The sequence below is a fragment of the Shigella sonnei genome (genome assembly GCF_002950395.1).
Taxonomy (GTDB): domain Bacteria; phylum Pseudomonadota; class Gammaproteobacteria; order Enterobacterales; family Enterobacteriaceae; genus ECMA0423.
In genome coordinates this window covers 1,137,018-1,155,644 of sequence record NZ_CP026802.1, presented here as the reverse complement: position 1 = coordinate 1,155,644, position 18,627 = coordinate 1,137,018, and the positions used below count along the sequence as shown (strand labels likewise).

Below are 18,627 nucleotides of genomic sequence, written 5' to 3'. Positions count from 1 at the left end.
GCGAATAAATACAGAGAACGCCATTTATCCTTTTAGCATACCTGCCGGATATTTTTATTTGCATTAATATTAATTGCATCTCCAACTCCGAGCATATCCATCATTAAAAACTTTTTGAGATTATAGAATACCTGTGATAACAAGTGAAACATCTGCACAATGTGAATAGTTAGTTTCTTTTCAGAGGAAATGAAATAGACAAGCTGACTGAAGGGGAGAGTGATATAAATCAAAAAACATAACATGAATTTAATTAATTACGCCCATCATTGTGGATAAAGTTACTGAATAATAAATAACATAATCCTCTGGTATCCCACTCAAATAATTTCATTCCTTTTTAATACTTCTTGTAATTTCGGTAACTGACATACAGCATCAGCAATCGCACTGATATTCGTGGCATTATCCTGAAACCATTCATGCCCAGCCCCCCATGTGCGCATAGTGCAAAGATAACAGTCCACCAGCGTTAGTTGCTCACCAAACGCATAAGGTTCAGCGGTCAATTGTGAATTCAGCCAGATATAAAGCGATTTACGATATTCAATAACATTCTTCTTTAACTGTTCAGGTGCGTCAGGAGCCCAACGCTCAGGGTAATCGGCGAAAGTGAATGTTGGATAGACATTAGCAACCAGCCAGACCAATAGCCGTTGAAACTGCTGACGTTCGGCGCGCCCAACCGGTGGCGCAAGGTCCGGGCGACGATCGAGAACCATCAATGCAATCGCCGCTGTCTCCGTCATAATCTCGTCATTTTCCAGCGCCAGTGTCGGAATCTGACACAACGGGTTCAGGGTTTTCAATAACTCGCGTGAAGTTCCCTCGTGGTCAAAACCACTGACATCAACGAACTGATAAGGAATATCAGCCAGTGTTAGCATCAGCTCACTGATTGTAGAGCCCCATCCGGGTACGCCATACACCTTAATCATATGCCCCTCACAATCTTTTAAAGATTAAGTGTAGGACAGTACACAGGTTAACCAGCAAAAGTATTTGTCATTTTTTCGTCAGTTGTATGAATCCCCTTCAGGATTGTAAGGGGATGTTTTGCATCGTATATCGATAACGGGTAGGATGCTGCGCCGATAGTTTTATACCCATAAAGAATAATGGTGATAACTATCATCGCCAGGATGAATAAACATTGTTCATGGCAACTTATATGACTTTTTCATTAAAGCAATCAGGGAGAGCAATGAGTAAACACGACACCGACACTTCAGATCAACACGCCGCGAAACGCCGCTGGCTTAATGCCCACGAAGAGGGGTATCACAAAGCGATGGGCAATCGCCAGGTACAGATGATCGCCATTGGCGGCGCGATTGGCACCGGCTTGTTTTTAGGTGCAGGAGCCCGACTGCAAATGGCGGGTCCAGCACTGGCACTGGTTTATTTAATTTGTGGCTTGTTTTCGTTTTTTATTCTGCGTGCATTGGGTGAGCTGGTGCTACACCGCCCTTCCAGTGGCAGTTTTGTCTCTTATGCCCGTGAGTTTTTGGGTGAGAAAGCCGCTTATGTTGCTGGCTGGATGTACTTCATCAACTGGGCGATGACGGGGATTGTTGATATTACCGCCGTCGCTCTGTATATGCATTACTGGGGTGCGTTTGGCGGCGTGCCGCAGTGGGTCTTTGCGCTCGCTGCACTTACCATCGTTGGCACCATGAATATGATCGGTGTGAAATGGTTTGCGGAGATGGAGTTCTGGTTTGCGCTTATTAAAGTGCTCGCCATTGTGACCTTTTTGGTCGTGGGTACAGTGTTCCTCGGTAGTGGTCAGCCGCTGGATGGCAACACCACTGGCTTTCATTTAATCACCGATAATGGCGGCTTCTTCCCCCACGGTTTGCTGCCTGCGCTGGTGTTGATTCAGGGCGTAGTGTTTGCTTTTGCCTCCATTGAAATGGTGGGTACAGCTGCCGGAGAATGTAAAGATCCGCAGACCATGGTGCCTAAAGCCATTAACAGTGTGATTTGGCGTATTGGCCTGTTTTACGTCGGCTCCGTGGTGTTGCTGGTTATGTTATTGCCGTGGAGCGCGTATCAGGCGGGGCAAAGTCCGTTCGTGACGTTTTTCTCTAAACTGGGTATGCCATATATCGGCAGCATTATGAACATTGTGGTGCTGACCGCTGCCCTCTCCAGCCTGAACTCAGGTCTGTACTGCACCGGGCGTATTCTGCGCTCGATGGCGATGGGCGGTTCCGCACCGAGTTTTATGGCGAAAATGAGTCGTCAGCATGTGCCGTATGCCGGGATTCTGGCGACACTGGTTGTGTATGTCGTCGGCGTATTCCTCAACTATCTGGTGCCGTCGCGCGTATTTGAGATTGTGTTGAACTTCGCGTCGCTGGGAATCATCGCTTCATGGGCGTTTATCATCGTGTGCCAGATGCGCCTGCGTAAAGCGATTAAAGAAGGCAAAGCAGCGGATGTCAGTTTTAAACTGCCTGGCGCGCCCTTCACTTCCTGGCTGACATTACTGTTTTTACTGAGTGTCCTTGTGCTGATGGCGTTCGATTACCCGAACGGGACTTATACTATCGCGGCGCTGCCGATTATCGGTATTCTGCTGGTTATAGGCTGGTTTGGTGTGCGCAAACGCGTTGCTGAAATTCACAGCACTGCGCCAGTCGTCGAGGAAGATGAAGAAAAACAGGAAATTGTGTTTAAGCCTGAAACGGCGAGCTAATTGCAAAATTGCCCGGCTACGTGCCGGGCAAATTTAGATTACTGACGAAGGTGTGCCGCATGCGGCGTGATAAAAGTCAGGCAAGTCTCTCCGTTTTCACCCTCGCCATATCTATTACAGCGCAATACGAATCACATCGTCTGGCTGGGTAGCTTCCTGCTGTTTAGTGGATTTTTGTTTCACACTGACATACAGCGTTTTGCCATCGGCAGACAGCGCCAGGCTGTTTGGATGAGTCGGCGTATAGAACGTTTTCACTACTTTATAGCTTTTCGCGTCAATCACACTGACTTTACCTGCCTGACGATGCGTTACGTAGGCTTCATTACGCGCTGGGTTAAACAGCACAGCCAGTGATTCCGGTGCTGCAACCTTCGCCAGAATATTGCCATTACGGGTATCGACCACTAACACTTCTGCGGCTTTAGAATCGGTGATAAATGCACGCTGCCTGGCGGTATCAAGGCTAATGTTGATAAAGAAGTGCTCTTTGCCGTCATCCAGCAGCTTTTTACGGCTGAGGATTTTATTGTCGGCGGTGTCGATGGTAATCAATTCGCCGTCAGCGTTAGTGGTGTAAAGACGTTTGCCTTTGCTATCAAGCGCCAGACCGGTACTCATTTTACCGGTGTTCTGGATGGCGGTTTTCAGTTTGATATTCTCGCCATCAACGACCCAAATCACGCTCTCTTTACCAATACCACTGATGTAAACGGTGTTCGTGGCATCGTCAGCTACCAGCTCACGCGGTTGCAGCGGGCGCACCTCTTCCGTACGCTTACGATCATCCAGCACCAGACGGCCTTTCACCTCGCCCGTTTTGGCATCTATCGCCGTGACCGCGCTGTTTACAGTGTTACCAAACCACAGTGTCTGAGTCGTGTTATTGATGGTGACACCAAACGGCTTGAGATCGTTATGGATCGCCTGCGTCACTTCCAGAGTGACCGGATCAAGACGATAAACCACGCCGCCTTTATCCAGTTTGCGGCTTTGCGAAGTGGCGAGCCACAGCGCGTTTTCTTGCTGGCTATAAGCCATTTCGTAGGCACCTTTACCTACCGCTTTACGCAGCATTTCTTCTGCGGCCTGCGTACTGAATGATGAAGCAACAAGCAATGAACCTAACAGTAATGAACCACGCAGGCGCGATGAAAACAGATGACGTAAATGCATGACGACTCCCTTTGATGAACCGATATTTTTGCTGCTTCACAATGCTTCGCTAAGCGTAATCATCGTTACGCTCTTGTTATAAATGGGAATGGTAATCATTATTTTCTCAAATGTGGAGCATTTCTTGCCGTTACGACTACAATTTTCTCAATTACTTAACGTATCGTGCCGTTTCGTTTTCCATGAATTTACAATTTTATTACCATAACGGCGTTTTCCCATTCTTAACCTGGCTTTTTTCATGAAGATTTTTTCCGTCCGACAGACCGTTTTGCCCGCACTACTTGCCCTTTCCCCCGTTGTTTTTGCCGCTGATGAACAGACCATGATTGTCAGTGCCGCACCGCAGGTGGTTTCAGAACTGGATATCCCAGCAGCAGTAAGCGTGGTGGATGGCGAGGAGATGCGCCTGGCAACACCGCGCATTAACTTGTCCGAATCACTGACCGACGTGCCTGGTTTGCAGGTACAAAACCGGCAGAACTATGCGCAAGATTTACAGCTGTCGATTCGCGGATTTGGCTCCCGCTCCACTTACGGTATTCGCGGTATTCGCCTGTATGTGGACGGTATTCCCGCCACCATGCCCGACGGGCAAGGGCAAACATCCAACATCGATTTAAGCAGTGTGCAAAATGTGGAAGTGCTGCGTGGCCCCTTCTCTGCCCTGTATGGCAACGCGTCTGGTGGGGTAATGAATGTCACCACCCAGACCGGACAACAGCCACCAACCATTGAAGCCAGTAGTTACTACGGCAGTTTTGGCAGCTGGCGCTATGGGCTGAAAGCAACGGGCGCAACGGGAGACGGCACACAGCCTGGCGATGTCGATTACACCGTCTCAACCACGCGTTTTACGACCCACGGCTATCGTGACCATAGTGGCGCACAGAAAAATTTAGCCAATGCCAAACTGGGCGTACGCATTGATGAAGCCAGCAAATTAAGTCTGATTTTCAATAGTGTGGATATCAAAGCAGATGACCCGGGTGGGCTAACCAAAGCAGAATGGAAGGCTAATCCACAACAAGCGCCTCGTGCAGAACAGTACGACACGCGAAAAACCATCAAGCAAACTCAGGCTGGGTTGCGCTATGAGCGTAGCCTGAGCGCGCAAGATGATATGAGTGTGATGATGTATGCCGGAGAGCGAGAAACGACCCAGTACCAGTCAATACCCATGGCACCACAACTTAACCCGTCACATGCGGGCGGCGTGATTACCCTGCAACGCCATTACCAGGGGATAGACAGCCGCTGGACACACCGTGGTGAACTGGGCGTTCCGGTCACGTTCACTACCGGCCTGAACTACGAAAACATGAGTGAAAACCGCAAGGGCTACAATAACTTCCGCCTGAATAGCGGCATGCCGGAGTACGGGCAAAAAGGTGAGTTGCGTCGCGACGAACGCAATCTGATGTGGAACATCGATCCCTATTTACAGACGCAGTGGCAGCTGAGCGAAAAACTGTCGCTGGATGCTGGCGTGCGCTACAGCTCCGTGTGGTTTGATTCCAACGACCATTACGTTACTCCGGGTAACGGCGATGACAGCGGTGATGCCAGTTATCATAAATGGCTACCTGCCGGTTCGTTAAAATATGCAATGACCGATGCCTGGAATATCTATCTGGCAGCCAGGCGAGGTTTTGAAACGCCGACGATTAATGAGCTGTCTTATCGTGCTGATGGGCAAAGCGGTATGAACTTTGGTTTAAAACCATCCACCAACGATACAATTGAGATCGGCAGTAAAACGCGTATTGGTGATGGGCTGCTTAGTCTCGCATTGTTTCAGACCGACACTGATGATGAAATTGTTGTCGATAGCAGTAGCGGTGGGCGTACGACTTACAAAAATGCCGGAAAGACCCGTCGTCAAGGCGCTGAACTGGCATGGGATCAACGTTTCGCAGGAGATTTTCGCGTAAACGCGTCCTGGACCTGGCTTGATGCGACCTATCGCAGCAATGTTTGCAATGAACAGGATTGTAACGGTAATCGGATGCCAGGGATCGCCCGTAATATGGGCTTTGCGTCGATAGGTTATGTACCGGAAGATGGTTGGTATGCAGGCACGGAAGCGCGTTATATGGGCGATATTATGGCAGATGATGAAAATACGGCAAAAGCGCCGTCTTATACTCTCGTCGGCTTATTCACCGGGTATAAATACAATTACCACAATTTAACTGTGGATTTATTTGGTCGTGTCGATAATTTATTCGATAAAGAATACGTTGGTTCTGTCATTGTCAATGAGTCAAACGGGCGATATTACGAACCTTCGCCCGGACGAAATTATGGTGTCGGCATGAATATTGCGTGGAGATTTGAGTAATTACCTTGATGCCCGGTATTTGCCGGGCATTTACTTTAACGATTGTATTGCTGGTATAAAATAGCAATATTTTGTTGCATAATTTCAGCAAGACAATGTCTGCATCCCTCTTTGTCTTTTGCTTTTAACGCAGCGAGTAACAGATGATAGTTTTCTATATGCTCCCGTAATTCCGCTGGATTAATCGCTTCATAGAGATAATGTAAACCAGGCCCCATCCTGACCCACAGTTGCTCAATCATCTCACACAGGATGGGCATATTTGAGCGATGATAAATCGCTAAGCGAAATAGCCTGTTTACATTAATGATTTGTTCCATGTCGCCCTTTTCTTGCGCCTGCTGTAATTTCTCGAGCAATTCCTGGAGTTCCGTCAGGTCTTGCGGGGTGAGGTTTGAGGTAGCCTGAGTTTAACGGACACTCCTTCCTGAAATAGAATGGCATCAGAAGGAGCTAATAATGAGCAGAAAAACCCAACGTTACTCTAAAGAGTTCAAAGCCGAAGCTGTCAGAACGGTTCTTGAAAATCAACTTTCGATCAGTGAAGGCGCTTCCCGATTATCTCTTCCTGAAGGCACTTTAGGACAATGGGTTACCGCCGCCAGAAAAGGGCTCGGTACTCCTGGTTCCCGCACGGTGGCTGAACTGGAATCTGAAATTCTGCAACTGCGTAAGGCGTTAAATGAAGCTCGCCTTGAGCGAGATATATTAAAAAAAGCAACAGCGTATTTTGCACAGGAGTCGCTGAAAAATACGCGTTAATCGAACAATGGCGACAACAATTTCCCATTGAAGCGATGTGTCAGGTATTTGGTGTATCCAGGAGCGGTTATTACAACTGGGTACAGCATGAACCCTCAGACAGAAAACAAAGTGATGAGCGGCTAAAACTGGAGATTAAGGTGGCACATATCCGCACTCGCGAAACATATGGAACCCGGCGGCTCCAGACGGAGCTGGCAGAGAATGGCATCATCGTTGGTCGTGACCGACTGGCACGTCTTCGTAAGGAGCTAAGGCTACGCTGTAAGCAGAAACGCAAGTTCAGAGCGACTACGAACTCGAACCACAATCTGCCAGTTGCGCCAAATCTGCTGAACCAGACGTTCGCTCCTACAGCACCAAATCAGGTCTGGGTGGCGGACCTGACGTATGTTGCCACACAGGAGGGATGGTTGTACCTCGCTGGCATCAAAGATGTTTATACGTGCGAAATTGTCGGCTACGCCATGGGAGAGCGCATGACAAAAGAGCTGACAGGTAAAGCCCTGTTTATGGCGCTCAGGAGCCAGCGCCCACCTGCCGGGCTAATCCACCACTCTGATCGAGGTTCACAGTACTGCGCATACGATTACCGGGTCATACAGGAGCAGTCTGGTCTGAAAACATCAATGTCGCGTAAAGGTAACTGTTACGACAACGCTCCGATGGAAAGCTTCTGGGGAACGCTGAAAAATGAGAGCCTGAGCCACTATCGTTTTAATAACCGGGATGAAGCCATCTCAGTAATACGGGAATACATTGAGATTTTCTACAATCGTCAGCGTCGTCACTCTCGTCTGGGGAATATCTCCCCGGCAGCCTTCAGGGAAAAATATCATCAGATGGCTGCTTAAAAAAAGAACAAATGGTAGTGTCCGCTATTGCCAGTACACCTCAGTTTTCAACAGCCAGAGCAACTGCCATTAATTCCAGTTCGTAGCGGATCCGATTGATTTCGTCTAATTGACGTTTCCCCACTTCCGGAACTGTAAATGCTTGTGCAGGTGCGACAGAAAGCGCATTCACCGAAACCAGACGTAATAATGCTTCACGCACAGGTGTAATACTCATACCTAATTGCTCCGCCAGATTTTTAGTAATCAGGCGTGCGCCAGGTTTTAATGCGCCAATACTAAGCTGATGTTTCAGGTCGTTCTCAACCTGCAGAGTCAAACTGACATGTTTCATTTTTCCCGTTCCAGGCATTTTAATTCCTTCGCGTGTTTTCTGTCCAACCCTGCCTGCACGGCAGAAGGAGTTCACCTGGTGTATTAAAGTGAATAATCATAAACCACCCACCTTTGTTGTTATTAGCAGCAGAACAATGACGTGGTTAGTTAATTAAAGCTGAAAATAAGCTTTTTGCCTGGATTTTTATGGCGGCTTACGCCGCCGTTGAAACTTTAATCATCACCCGCGACGCGGATCACCACTTTGCCGAAGTTTTTACCCTTCAGCAGGCCGATAAACGTCTGTGGCGCATTCTCTAAACCGTTGATGCTGCCAACTTACTGATTTAGTGTATGATGGTGTTTTTGAGGTGCTCCAGTGGCTTCTGTTTCTATCAGCTGTCCCTCCTGTTCAGCTACTGACGGGGTGGTGCGTAACGGCAAAAGCACTGCCGGACATCAGCGCTATCTCTGCTCTCACTGCCGTAAAACATGGCAACTGCAGTTCACTTACACCGCTTCTCAACCCGGTACGCACCAGAAAATCATTGATATGGCCATGAATGGCGTTGGATGCCGGGCAACTGCACGCATTATGGGCGTTGGCCTCAACACGATTTTACGTCACTTAAAAAACTCAGGCCGCAGTCGGTAACCTCGCGCATACAGCCGGGCAGTGACGTCATCGTCTGCGCGGAAATGGACGAACAGTGGGGCTATGTCGGGGCTAAATCGCGCCAGCGCTGGCTGTTTTACGCGTATGACAGTCTCCGGAAGACGGTTGTTGCGCACGTATTCGGTGAACGCACTATGGCGACGCTGGGGCGTCTTATGAGCCTGCTGTCACCCTTTGACGTGGTGATATGGATGACGGATGGCTGGCCGCTGTATGAATCCCGCCTGAAGGGAAAGCTGCACGTAATCAGCAAGCGATATACGCAGCGAATTGAGCGGCATAACCTGAATCTGAGGCAGCACCTGGCACGGCTGGGACGGAAGTCGCTGTCGTTCTCAAAATCGGTGGAGCTGCATGACAAAGTCATCGGGCATTATCTGAACATAAAACACTATCAATAAGTTGGAGTCATTACCCTCTAAACCATCAGTAATATCTTCGTGGTAGTGGATTTTATCCTCTTTCACCCATTGCCCCATCTCCTTCTGAAACTCATGGATGCGGTGACCATAATCCTGAGCGATAATAAACCCTTGCAAGCGAATACGTTTTTTCAGCACCGTTGCCATCAACAGGGGTAAACGATCCGGACCGGGTGGTAGCTCTGTAGCGTTATAGCTGCTCACTAAGCCACAAACGGGAATGCGCGCAGATGTATTAAGTAATGGTAGCACTGCATCAAATACCTTACCGCCCACGTTTTCATAATAGATATCAATACCTTTTGGGCACGCTTTCACCAGTTGTTCGGCAAAATCATCCGCGTGGTGATCAAGACAAACATCGAAGCCCAGCACCTCGATAGCATGGCGGCATTTTTCCGCGCCACCGGCAACCCCCACCACCCTGCAACCTTTAAGTTTGCCGATTTGCCCCACCGTTGCTCCCACAGGACCTGTCGCCGCAGCTACCACCAACGTTTCGCCCTCTTTAGGCTGACCGATATCCAGCAGCCCCATATAAGCGGTAAAGCCTGGCATCCCCAGCACACCCAGCGACCACGATGGATTTTGCGGATGATCGCCAAGTTTCACCAGATCATCACCACTGGATATGTCATAGTCCTGCCATCCACTGTAGCCCAGCACCCAGTCGCCAGGCTGATAATCAGGATGATTCGACTCCACAACACGGCTCACCGTGCCGCCGACCATCACGCCGCCAATATCAACAGGCGGTGAATAAGATGGCTCATCGCTCATACGTCCACGCATATACGGGTCCAGGGACAAATAAACTGTGCGCAGTAACACCTGTCCTTCACCCGGTGTGGCGACATCATCTTCTTCAAGACGGAAATTCTCCGGAACCGGTGCGCCATGTGGACGCGAGGCCAGAACCCAACGTCGATTACGCTGCTTTTGTTGCCCCATAATGCTCTCCTGTGCTTTTGGCATGAATCCATCAATAGTAGCAGGCTCACGGGATTGGTTTTGTTTGCAGCCGTCACATCCCCTCTGCAACACGCAATAATTTCATCGAGGAATCCGTTGCTTCGGGCTGTTTTCGATAGTATTGATAACATCATCATCATTATTTTATCGAGGTCAGACATGTCCATCCGTTTTGCCCGCAAAGCCGATTGTGCTGCCATTGCGGAAATTTATAACCACGCCGTGTTGTATACGGCGGCTATCTGGAATGACCAAACGGTTGATGCAGATAACCGCATTGCCTGGTTTGAAGCGCGGACCATAGCAGGTTATCCGGTGCTGGTAAGTGAAGAAGATGGCGTAGTGACGGGATATGCCTCGTTTGGCGACTGGCGTAGTTTCGATGGTTTTCGCCATACCGTGGAACATTCGGTTTATGTCCATCCCGATCATCAGGGCAAAGGTCTGGGGCGTAAATTGTTAAGCCGATTGATTGATGAAGCGCGGGATTGCGGGAAGCATGTCATGGTCGCCGGGATCGAATCGCAAAATCAGGCCTCGCTGCATCTGCACCATTCGCTGGGATTTGTCGTCACCGCACAAATGCCGCAGGTGGGCACTAAATTTGGGCGCTGGCTGGATCTGACATTTATGCAGTTGCAACTCGACGAACGCACTGAACCGGACGCGATTGGATGAATCAGTCGCTCACCCTTGCTTTTTTGATTGCCGCCGGAATTGGTCTGGTAGTCCAGAACACGCTGATGGTGCGCATCACCCAGACCTCCTCTACCATTCTCATCGCCATGTTGCTGAACTCACTGGTGGGGATTGTGCTCTTTGTTTCTATTTTATGGTTTAAACAAGGCATGGCGGGGTTTGGCGAACTGGTGTCCAGCGTGCGCTGGTGGACACTTATACCCGGCTTGCTGGGATCGTTTTTTGTCTTCGCCAGTATCAGCGGATATCAGAATGTGGGAGCGGCGACAACTATTGCAGTACTGGTCGCCAGCCAGCTAATTGGCGGTCTGATGCTGGATATCTTCCGCAGTCATGGCGTACCACTACGGGCGTTGTTCGGCCCAATTTGTGGCGCAATTTTACTTGTGGTTGGCGCCTGGTTGGTAGCCAGACGCTCATTTTAATCAGAGGATGGTGCCGCCTTTGGTTAACTGTTCGTGGCGCGCTTCCATATCTTCTTTATGCTTGCGACCGTGATGAGCAATAGCGGTGCGCAAACGCTGCTGCTGGGTGTAGCGATCTTCCCGACTTAACTCCGCGTCATCGCTCAGGGCGATTAATAATTCGTTCATATGGGCAATGACGCTCTCTTCAATCGCGGCATCCACGCGCGCGATGACTTCATCCAGATGCGACATACTTTCTCCTTAACCACTTGTGAAATTTATCGATTCATCCAAATGATATAAGTCTGCGTGGTGCCGTCAAGCCAGTGAGTAAGATTTAAAACAGTGAAAACAACAGCGCCACCGGGAAACTCATCGGCCATGTTGCCCCCACCAGAAAGGCGCTTAAGAAACGGATGCGTTTCTTATCGTGAGAAAGAAACCAGGTGATAAGAAATGCGATTGCTGCCATAACCGCATAAAAAACAAGCATATGTTGATAGAGAGACATGTACGGGCGTCCAGCCAGATGAATAAAACGCGCGCAAATATGCGTCATTTTTTGACGTGCATCAAGTTTTTTCACCAGTTTGAGAAAAAATCATCAAACAGCAACTTGCCCTTATCCATCTTCAGAATGAGTATTATTGCGGATTTTCTTAACCCGTACTATACACATAGGGGCAATGATAAAAGGTGGCAAAAATGAATGTTTCCAGTAGAACTGTAGTACTGATAAATGTCTTTGCTGCTGTTGGTTTGTTTACTCTTATCTCTATGAGATTTGGCTGGTTTATTTGATGGGTAATGACTCCAACTTATTGATAGTGTTTTATGTTCAGATAATGCCCGATGACTTTGTCATGCAGCTCCACCGATTTTGAGAACGACAGCGACTTCCGTCCCAGCCGTGCCAGGTGCTGCCTCAGATTCAGGTTATGCCGCTCAATTCGCTGCGTATATCGCTTGCTGATTACGTGCAGCTTTCCCTTCAGGCGGGATTCATACAGCGGCCAGCCATCCGTCATCCATATCACCACGTCAAAGGGTGACAGCAGGCTCATAAGACGCCCCAGCGTCGCCATAGTGCGTTCACCGAATACGTGCGCAACAACCGTCTTCCGGAGACTGTCATACGCGTAAAACAGCCAGCGCTGGCGCGATTTAGCCCCGACATAGCCCCACTGTTCGTCCATTTCCGCGCAGACGATGACGTCACTGCCCGGCTGTATGCGCGAGGTTACCGACTGCGGCCTGAGTTTTTTAAGTGACGTAAAATCGTGTTGAGGCCAACGCCCATAATGCGTGCAGTTGCCCGGCATCCAACGCCATTCATGGCCATATCAATGATTTTCTGGTGCGTACCGGGTTGAGAAGCGGTGTAAGTGAACTGCAGTTGCCATGTTTTACGGCAGTGAGAGCAGAGATAGCGCTGATGTCCGGCAGTGCTTTTGCCGTTACGCACCACCCCGTCAGTAGCTGAACAGGAGGGACAGCTGATAGAAACAGAAGCCACTGGAGCACCTCAAAAACACCATCATACACTAAATCAGTAAGTTGGCAGCATCACCAAAAGATTTTATTATCCATACAAAACTCAAAGTGTTTTTTCGTCCATCTGAAGGTAAGGGTTTTATTTTTATCTTCCGTGAATTTGTACAATTGAACTTTCATTGTTAATACTTCTACTTATAAATTATTAGTTTAATAACGATACTCTAAAGCCTTATGCTAATCAACTGTGACAGGATGAAAAATCGCCATCAAACATTTAGCCTAATTTTTACGCTAGTTATTAATGTAATCATTCTAATACTTAACCGCCATTAAACTCAGAACCTAAAACGATAGTGGCCGTCCTATAACAGCCACTAACATCTAACTTAATGTTTAACCATGACGTGGCGGACGACGGTGTAATCCTCCAGCCCATAAAGTGACATATCCTTGCCGTAACCAGAAAGTTTCTGCCCACCGTGCGGCATTTCACTTACCAGCATGAAATGGGTATTGACCCAGGTACAACCATATTGCAGCCGTGCGCTGACGCGATGCGCCCTGCCCACATCTTTCGTCCATACCGAAGATGCAAGTCCGTACTGGCTGTCATTCGCCCAGTTCACCACCTGTTCTTCGTTGTCGAAGGGCGTAACACTCACTACTGGACCAAATACCTCTTTTTGCACGATGGCATCGTCCTGTAATGCGCCAGCCAGCAGCGTCGGCGCATAGTAATAGCCATTACCCTTGCGCTTTTCACCGCCAGTGATCACTTTGATGTGCCCTGTCGCTTTCGCCTCTTCTACTGCCTTGCTGACGCGTTCGAGATGCGCCAGCGAGCTTAAAGGTCCAAGCTCCGTAGACTCGTCATCCGGCGCACCAGATTTTAACGTTGCCACCGCAGCACCCAGTTTTTCCACCAGCGTATCGTAAATGCCTTTTTGCGCGTAGATCCGACAAGCCGCAGTACAATCCTGTCCAGCATTGTAATAGCCAAATGTACGTACACCTTCGACCACTGCTTCAATATCCGCATCATCAAAAACAATCACTGGCGCTTTGCCACCAAGTTCCATATGAGTACGCTTAATGGACGACGCGGTATGGCTGATGATGTGCTCGCCGGTGGCGATAGAGCCCGTCAGCGACACCATCCGCACTTTGGGATGACCGGTCAGCGGATCACCCACCGTTTTGCCTCTGCCAAACAGTATGTTAATCACGCCTGCCGGGAAGATATCTTTCGCCAGCTCTGCCAACTTCAACGCGGTCAGCGGGGTAATTTCTGATGGTTTAAGCACTACGCAGTTCCCTGCCGCCAGCGCCGGAGCAAGTTTCCACGCGGCCATCATCAGCGGATAATTCCACGGTGCGATAGAAGCCACGACCCCCAACGGATCGCGACGGATCATCGAAGTATGACCTTCAAGATATTCACCTGCCGCCAGACCATTCAGACAGCGCGCCGCACCCGCGAAAAAGCGAAAAACATCGACAATCGCCGGGATTTCATCATTGAACGCACTATGCAGCGGTTTGCCACAATTACGGGACTCCAGTTCGGCAAAAACCTGACCATTTTCTTCGATAACATCAGCCAGTTTCAGCAGACATTCCGCACGCACTTTCGGCGTGGTTTGCCCCCATTCGGCAAATGCTGCATCTGCCGCGCGCACAGCAGCATCGACCTGCTCTGCGGATGCCTCGGCAATTTCCAGTAAAACGTCCCCCGTTGCCGGATTATAGACAGGCTGTTTTTCCCCTTCGCCGCTAACCAGTTCTCCGTTAATCAGTAACTTATGTTGCATAGCATATTCCTGTATCAGTGGTTATTGACCATTGTCGCCTTCGCGGGTTAGCCACCAGGCCCCCAGGATCGGCAAGGTTGTTACCAACATAACCAGCAGTGCCACCACGTTAGTTACCGGTACATCACGCGGTCGCCCAAGCTGATTGAGCAACCACAACAGTAACGTTCGTTCATGACCTGCCGTAAAGGTCGTAACGATGATTTCATCGAACGACAAGGCAAACGCCAGCATTCCTCCTGCCAGTAACGCCGAACTGAGATTCGGCAACACTACGTAGCGGAAGGTTTGCCAGCCATTGGCCCCAAGATCCATTGACGCCTCAACCAGACTCCAGGAGGTGCGGCGAAAACGGGCGATGACATTGTTAAACACCACAACTACACAAAAAGTCGCATGACCGACCACGATGGTGAAAAATCCCGGCTCCAGATTGATGGTTTTAAAGGCGGTTAATAACGCCAGACCAGTGACGCTGCCCGGCAGCGCAATGGGCAGCAGCAGTAACAGCGAAATGGCGTTTTTGCCGAAAAAGTCTCGTCGCCACAGCGCGGCAGCTGCCAGCGTCCCTAACACCAGCGCAATTAATGTCGCCAGCGCCGCCACTTTAAGTGACAGTGTCACGGCATCAAGAATATCACTACGCTGTGCTGCCACGCTAAACCAGCGCAGCGTCAGGCCCTGCGGTGGAAAACTAAACGCCGCATCTTCAGTGTTAAACGCATAGGCGGCGATTATCAGGATGGGAAAATGTAGGAAAACAACGCCGCCCCAGGCCGCCAGTTTGAGGAAAAACGGTGCGCGTTCAGAGTGCATCGAACGCTCCCAGACGTTTCACGAACGCCAGGTACAGTGCGATGAGAATAATCGGCACCAGGGTGAATGCCGCCGCCATCGGCATATTGCCAATCGCCCCCTGCTGGGAATAAACCATATTGCCGATAAAATATCCTGGAGGACCAACCAGCTGCGGGACGATAAAATCGCCCAGTGTGAGTGAGAAGGTAAAGATAGAGCCAGCGGCAATACCCGGGATTGCCAGCGGCAGCACCACATAGCGAAAGGTTTGTCGTGGACGTGCGCCGAGATCAGCCGACGCCTGCAACAATGACGGCGGCAAACGCTCAAGCGCCGCCTGAACGGGCAGGATCATGAACGGCAACCAGATATAGAGAAACACCAGAAAGCGCCCCAGCCCGGAAGTTGACAGCGTATTTCCGCCCACCGCAGGTAATGTAAGGAACGCAGTCAGCAGTGGTTCCAGCCCAAGATGTTGTAAAAACCACTGAGCCACGCCATCTTTTGCCAGCAATAACGTCCAGGCATAGGCTTTAACAATGTAGCTCGCCCACATCGGCAACATTACCGCAATATAAAAACGCTTTCATTTTCCCGCTGGTATAGCGCGCCATATACCACGCCATTGGAAAAGCCAGAATGGCGCTGGCGATAGTGACTGCCACAGCCATAGTCAGCGTGCGGAGAATGATGTCGTAATTCGCCGGATTAAACAGCGCACGGATATTCGCCAGCGTCAGTTCCGGCGTTACCGACATGGTGAAATCGTCAAAAGTATAAAATCCCTGCCATAACAGTGTCAGCAGCGAGCCGAAATAGACAATGCCAAACCACATTAGCGGGCCAAGCAGCAGTAAAAACAGCCCCAGACCTGGACGTGAAGGTGATTGCAATACATTCATCGCCATTCACCTCTCCTCAACCAGCGGCACCATCACATCACGCGACCAGGAAACCATCACCTGTTGTCCGGGCGTGAGCGTGGCAGGCAGTTCTTCGCCTGTCATATTGGCCTGACTCACAAGCAGTTTTTCACCGCCGTTCAATTTCAGTTCAAAACGAGTTGCCGCGCCCTGATATTGCACCGCCTGGATCGTGCCATTGGCCTGCAGTTCACCAGGGGTGTTGAGGCGGATATGTTCCGGTCGCAGGGCGAAGCTTCCCGTCATGCCACAAAGTTTCTCTGCCATCAGTCCATCAAAAACATTCGATGTACCAACGAACCCGGCAACAAACGGCGTGCGCGGGCGCATATAGAGATCGCGCGGGGAATCGACCTGCTCAATGCGTCCATTATTGAAAACCGCCACACGATCGGACATCGATAACGCTTCGCCCTGATCGTGGGTAACGAAGATAAAAGTGATACCGAGAGACTGTTGCAGTTTTTTCAGTTCCAGCTGCATCTGCTCACGCAATTTGAGATCCAGTGCGCCGAGCGGTTCATCCAACAGCAATACGCGCGGTTCATTCACCAATGCTCTGGCGATAGCAACCCGCTGGCGCTGACCACCAGAAAGTTGTGACGGTTTACGTTGCTGTACAAACCCCAACGCCACTTTCTCCAGCGCCTCTTGCGCCATTGCGTGCCGCTGCTTTTTATTCACGCCTTTGACCATCAGCCCATAGGCGACATTGTCAAGAATCGACATATGCGGAAATAGCGCGTAGTCCTGAAAGACAGTATTCACGTCCCGCTCCCACGGTGGCAGATTGCTGGCGGGTTTACCAAAGATAGAGATAGCCCCGCCGGAAAGCTGTTCGAAGCCAGCAATCAGGCGCAGGCAGGTGGTTTTGCCGGAGCCGGACGGCCCCAGCATAGAGAAGAACTCACCATCTTTTATCGCAATACTGACGCCATCTACTGCGCGCACGTCACCGTACAACCGCGAGACGTTGTCAAACTCCACTGCGTACGTCATAAAGCACCCCAGCGAAGTTAGCGACCGCCCATAATGGCAATGTAATCCTGCGTCCAGCGACTGTAGGGAACAAACTTGCCCCCTTCTGCTATAGGCGTTTTCCAGAAGGCGATTTTGTCGAAATAGTTAAAACCGTTGGTTTCACAACCTTTTTCGCCTAATAACGGACTGGCTTTACACCCTTCCGGCACTACCGGTAACGAGCCAAACCAGGCCGCCACATCGCCCTGCACTTTTGGCGTTAATGACCAGTTCATCCATTTGTAGGCGCAAACCGGATGTTTCGCTTCGCTATGCAGCATGGTGGTATCAGCCCAACCGGTAACACCCTCCTTCGGGAAAACGGTAGCAACAGGCTGGCCTTCGGCTTTCAGGGCGTTGGCCTGATAGGGCCAGGCACTGGAAGCAACCACACCCTCGTTTTTGAAATCGCTCATTTGCACGGTAGTGTCATGCCAGTAGCGATGGATCAAACTGTGTTGAGCGCGCAGCACTTTCAGCACCGCCTGGTACTGTTCTTCGGTTAGTTGATACGGATCGCTGATGCCCAACTGCGGCTGAGTGGCTTTAACGAACAACGCAGCGTCCGCAATGTAGATAGGGCCATCATAAGCCTGAACGCGGCCTTTATTGCTCTTGCCGTCCGGCAGATTTTGCTCAACAAAAACCACTTGCCAGCTATCCGGCGGCGTCGGGAAGGTTTTAGTGTTGTACATCAGCAGGTTCGGCCCCCATTGGTAAGGTGTGCCGTAAACTTTGCCGCCAACATTAAACCAGTCGCCTTTAACCACGCGCGGATCGAGCGTTTTCCAGTTGGGAATCAAGGCGGTATTAATCGGCTGCACGCGTTTGCCCATAATCAAACGCAGCGAGGCATCGCCGGATGCCGTAACCAGATCGTAACCCCCTTTGGTCATCAGACTGACCATTTCATCGGAAGTCGCGGCGGTTTTCACATTCACCGCGCAGCCTGTCTCTTTTTCAAATTGCGTTACCCAGTCGTATTGTTTATCAGTTTGTCCGCGTTCGATGTATCCCGGCCAGGCGATAATATCCAGTCGCCCTTCCGGTTTATCTAAATTGGTAGGTGGTTCGGCGGCGTGAGCGGTCATTATTGTCATGGTGAGCGCACACAGGCTGCTGCGGGCAAATGTCTTGCTCATAAGGTCTTACTCCTGTCGTAATTAATTGTTCAGCCGCCGTGCCGTAAAAATATCTCCTTGTTTAACCATAGACGGCGGCTTGCAGGCACACCTTCGTCCCTGAGA

General features: G+C 50.0%; 17 protein-coding genes and 6 pseudogenes. 7 read left to right on the top strand and 16 right to left on the bottom strand.

Translation table 11 applies throughout. The annotated features are described in order from the left end of the window. Nucleotides 1–32: 32 nt before the first annotated feature. Complete coding sequence (locus C1P89_RS06195) at nucleotides 33–245, bottom strand: YncH family protein (RefSeq protein WP_000882240.1); 213 nt, start codon at nucleotides 243–245, stop codon at nucleotides 33–35. Nucleotides 246–320: 75 nt separating this feature from the next. Further along, entirely contained in the window at nucleotides 321–938 is a 618-nt protein-coding gene (locus tag C1P89_RS06190) for a glutathione S-transferase family protein (RefSeq protein ID WP_000598866.1), read from the bottom strand. 266 nt (nucleotides 939–1,204) lie between these two features. Here C1P89_RS06190 and ansP point away from each other — a divergent pair, with 266 nt between their 5' ends. Beyond that, nucleotides 1,205–2,704, top strand: a complete 1,500-nt coding sequence (gene ansP, locus C1P89_RS06185; RefSeq protein ID WP_005142642.1) for an L-asparagine permease — start codon at nucleotides 1,205–1,207, stop codon at nucleotides 2,702–2,704. A 114-nt stretch (nucleotides 2,705–2,818) separates the two neighbouring features. Here ansP and yncE read toward each other — a convergent pair whose 3' ends face one another. Beyond that, nucleotides 2,819–3,880 (bottom strand): 7-bladed beta-propeller protein YncE, encoded by a 1,062-nt coding sequence (gene yncE / locus C1P89_RS06180; RefSeq protein WP_000550687.1) that lies wholly within the window; start codon nucleotides 3,878–3,880, stop codon nucleotides 2,819–2,821. Between the two features lie 241 nt (nucleotides 3,881–4,121). Between yncE and pqqU the strand changes: the two genes are divergently transcribed. Beyond that, the gene (gene pqqU, locus C1P89_RS06175) at nucleotides 4,122–6,224 is read left to right on the top strand and encodes a TonB-dependent receptor PqqU (protein WP_000689301.1); all 2,103 of its coding nucleotides are present in this window, start codon (nucleotides 4,122–4,124) and stop codon (nucleotides 6,222–6,224) included. Between the two features lie 35 nt (nucleotides 6,225–6,259). Here pqqU and mcbR (C1P89_RS06170) read toward each other — a convergent pair. Next, a pseudogene (gene mcbR, locus C1P89_RS06170) lies at nucleotides 6,260–6,628 on the bottom strand (colanic acid/biofilm transcriptional regulator McbR); the annotation flags it as partial. Between the two features lie 55 nt (nucleotides 6,629–6,683). On the opposite strand from mcbR (C1P89_RS06170), the gene C1P89_RS06165 reads away from it, so the two are divergent. Next, a protein-coding gene (locus tag C1P89_RS06165; protein WP_087879964.1) for an IS3-like element IS600 family transposase occupies nucleotides 6,684–7,840 on the top strand; the annotation gives its coding sequence in 2 pieces (ribosomal slippage) (nucleotides 6,684–6,933 and nucleotides 6,933–7,840; 1,158 coding nt in all). Between the two features lie 43 nt (nucleotides 7,841–7,883). On the opposite strand, the pseudogene mcbR (C1P89_RS06160) reads toward C1P89_RS06165, so the two are convergent. Beyond that, nucleotides 7,884–8,192 (bottom strand): annotated as a pseudogene (mcbR, locus tag C1P89_RS06160) (colanic acid/biofilm transcriptional regulator McbR); the annotation flags it as partial. Between the two features lie 197 nt (nucleotides 8,193–8,389). Next, nucleotides 8,390–8,482: pseudogene (locus C1P89_RS26415) on the bottom strand (hypothetical protein); the annotation flags it as partial. A 52-nt stretch (nucleotides 8,483–8,534) separates the two neighbouring features. On the opposite strand from C1P89_RS26415, the gene C1P89_RS06155 reads away from it, so the two are divergent. Continuing rightward, a protein-coding gene (locus C1P89_RS06155; RefSeq protein WP_094096600.1) for an IS1-like element IS1A family transposase occupies nucleotides 8,535–9,232 on the top strand; the annotation gives its coding sequence in 2 pieces (ribosomal slippage) (nucleotides 8,535–8,784 and nucleotides 8,784–9,232; 699 coding nt in all). Between the two features lie 15 nt (nucleotides 9,233–9,247). On the opposite strand, the pseudogene curA reads toward C1P89_RS06155, so the two are convergent. Beyond that, nucleotides 9,248–10,204, bottom strand: a pseudogene (gene curA / locus C1P89_RS06150) (NADPH-dependent curcumin/dihydrocurcumin reductase); the annotation flags it as partial. A 180-nt stretch (nucleotides 10,205–10,384) separates the two neighbouring features. Between curA and C1P89_RS06145 the strand changes: the two are divergent. Both C1P89_RS06145 and C1P89_RS06140 read left to right on the top strand, forming a co-directional pair. After that, complete coding sequence (locus C1P89_RS06145) at nucleotides 10,385–10,903, top strand: GNAT family N-acetyltransferase (RefSeq protein WP_001296723.1); 519 nt, start codon at nucleotides 10,385–10,387, stop codon at nucleotides 10,901–10,903. Continuing rightward, nucleotides 10,900–11,349, top strand: coding sequence for a DMT family transporter (locus tag C1P89_RS06140; RefSeq protein ID WP_001076535.1), 450 nt, complete (start codon nucleotides 10,900–10,902; stop codon nucleotides 11,347–11,349). Before C1P89_RS06145 ends, C1P89_RS06140 begins: the two co-directional genes overlap by 4 nt. On the opposite strand, the gene ydcY is transcribed toward C1P89_RS06140, so the two are convergent. Both ydcY and ortT read right to left on the bottom strand, forming a co-directional pair. Beyond that, nucleotides 11,350–11,583, bottom strand: a complete 234-nt coding sequence (gene ydcY / locus C1P89_RS06135) for a DUF2526 family protein YdcY (protein ID WP_000018633.1) — start codon at nucleotides 11,581–11,583, stop codon at nucleotides 11,350–11,352. It abuts the gene before it with no gap. 85 nt (nucleotides 11,584–11,668) lie between these two features. Then, nucleotides 11,669–11,842, bottom strand: coding sequence for an orphan toxin OrtT (ortT, locus tag C1P89_RS06130; protein ID WP_000061178.1), 174 nt, complete (start codon nucleotides 11,840–11,842; stop codon nucleotides 11,669–11,671). A 194-nt stretch (nucleotides 11,843–12,036) separates the two neighbouring features. On the opposite strand from ortT, the gene yncL reads away from it, so the two are divergent. Then, nucleotides 12,037–12,132: a stress response membrane protein YncL gene (gene yncL, locus C1P89_RS06125; RefSeq protein ID WP_001303494.1), complete on the top strand. Its 96-nt coding sequence runs from the start codon at nucleotides 12,037–12,039 to the stop codon at nucleotides 12,130–12,132. A 17-nt stretch (nucleotides 12,133–12,149) separates the two neighbouring features. Here the strand turns inward: yncL and C1P89_RS06120 are convergent. The 7 genes and pseudogenes from C1P89_RS06120 to ydcS all read right to left on the bottom strand — a co-directional run bounded on the left by C1P89_RS06120 (nucleotide 12,150) and on the right by ydcS (nucleotide 18,522). Next, nucleotides 12,150–12,847 (bottom strand): IS1-like element IS1A family transposase gene (locus C1P89_RS06120; protein WP_094096600.1). Its coding sequence is split into 2 segments (ribosomal slippage): nucleotides 12,150–12,598 and nucleotides 12,598–12,847, totalling 699 coding nucleotides; the frame shifts between segments, so codons are not numbered across the junction. A gap of 56 nt (nucleotides 12,848–12,903) precedes the next feature. Next, nucleotides 12,904–13,005: pseudogene (locus tag C1P89_RS06115) on the bottom strand (CatB-related O-acetyltransferase); the annotation flags it as partial. A 209-nt stretch (nucleotides 13,006–13,214) separates the two neighbouring features. Further along, entirely contained in the window at nucleotides 13,215–14,639 is a 1,425-nt protein-coding gene (gene patD, locus C1P89_RS06110) for an aminobutyraldehyde dehydrogenase (RefSeq protein WP_001163875.1), read from the bottom strand. A 21-nt stretch (nucleotides 14,640–14,660) separates the two neighbouring features. Then, nucleotides 14,661–15,455 carry an ABC transporter permease gene (locus tag C1P89_RS06105; RefSeq protein WP_000555464.1) on the bottom strand — a complete coding sequence of 265 codons (795 nt, stop codon included), beginning with the start codon at nucleotides 15,453–15,455 and terminating at the stop codon, nucleotides 14,661–14,663. After that, nucleotides 15,445–16,345 (bottom strand): annotated as a pseudogene (locus C1P89_RS06100) (ABC transporter permease). The gene C1P89_RS06105 and the pseudogene C1P89_RS06100 overlap by 11 nt, the downstream one beginning before the upstream one ends. Next, complete coding sequence (locus C1P89_RS06095) at nucleotides 16,346–17,359, bottom strand: ABC transporter ATP-binding protein (protein ID WP_000220411.1); 1,014 nt, start codon at nucleotides 17,357–17,359, stop codon at nucleotides 16,346–16,348. Between the two features lie 17 nt (nucleotides 17,360–17,376). Then, a complete protein-coding gene (ydcS, locus tag C1P89_RS06090) occupies nucleotides 17,377–18,522 on the bottom strand; it encodes a putative ABC transporter substrate-binding protein YdcS (RefSeq protein ID WP_000047456.1) in 1,146 nt (381 codons plus the stop codon). Nucleotides 18,523–18,627: the final 105 nt, after the last annotated feature.

What these genes read in the sequence shown, in the direction of transcription:
- C1P89_RS06195 (WP_000882240.1), bottom strand. Translation starts at nt 245, where the DNA reads ATGTTATGTTTTTTGATTTATATCACTCTCCCCTTCAGTCAGCTTGTC.
- C1P89_RS06190 (WP_000598866.1), bottom strand. Translation starts at nt 938, where the DNA reads ATGATTAAGGTGTATGGCGTACCCGGATGGGGCTCTACAATCAGTGAG.
- ansP (WP_005142642.1), top strand. Translation starts at nt 1,205, where the DNA reads ATGAGTAAACACGACACCGACACTTCAGATCAACACGCCGCGAAACGC.
- yncE (WP_000550687.1), bottom strand. Translation starts at nt 3,880, where the DNA reads ATGCATTTACGTCATCTGTTTTCATCGCGCCTGCGTGGTTCATTACTG.
- pqqU (WP_000689301.1), top strand. Translation starts at nt 4,122, where the DNA reads ATGAAGATTTTTTCCGTCCGACAGACCGTTTTGCCCGCACTACTTGCC.
- C1P89_RS06145 (WP_001296723.1), top strand. Translation starts at nt 10,385, where the DNA reads ATGTCCATCCGTTTTGCCCGCAAAGCCGATTGTGCTGCCATTGCGGAA.
- C1P89_RS06140 (WP_001076535.1), top strand. Translation starts at nt 10,900, where the DNA reads ATGAATCAGTCGCTCACCCTTGCTTTTTTGATTGCCGCCGGAATTGGT.
- ydcY (WP_000018633.1), bottom strand. Translation starts at nt 11,583, where the DNA reads ATGTCGCATCTGGATGAAGTCATCGCGCGCGTGGATGCCGCGATTGAA.
- ortT (WP_000061178.1), bottom strand. Translation starts at nt 11,842, where the DNA reads ATGTCTCTCTATCAACATATGCTTGTTTTTTATGCGGTTATGGCAGCA.
- yncL (WP_001303494.1), top strand. Translation starts at nt 12,037, where the DNA reads ATGAATGTTTCCAGTAGAACTGTAGTACTGATAAATGTCTTTGCTGCT.
- patD (WP_001163875.1), bottom strand. Translation starts at nt 14,639, where the DNA reads ATGCAACATAAGTTACTGATTAACGGAGAACTGGTTAGCGGCGAAGGG.
- C1P89_RS06105 (WP_000555464.1), bottom strand. Translation starts at nt 15,455, where the DNA reads ATGCACTCTGAACGCGCACCGTTTTTCCTCAAACTGGCGGCCTGGGGC.
- C1P89_RS06095 (WP_000220411.1), bottom strand. Translation starts at nt 17,359, where the DNA reads ATGACGTACGCAGTGGAGTTTGACAACGTCTCGCGGTTGTACGGTGAC.
- ydcS (WP_000047456.1), bottom strand. Translation starts at nt 18,522, where the DNA reads ATGAGCAAGACATTTGCCCGCAGCAGCCTGTGTGCGCTCACCATGACA.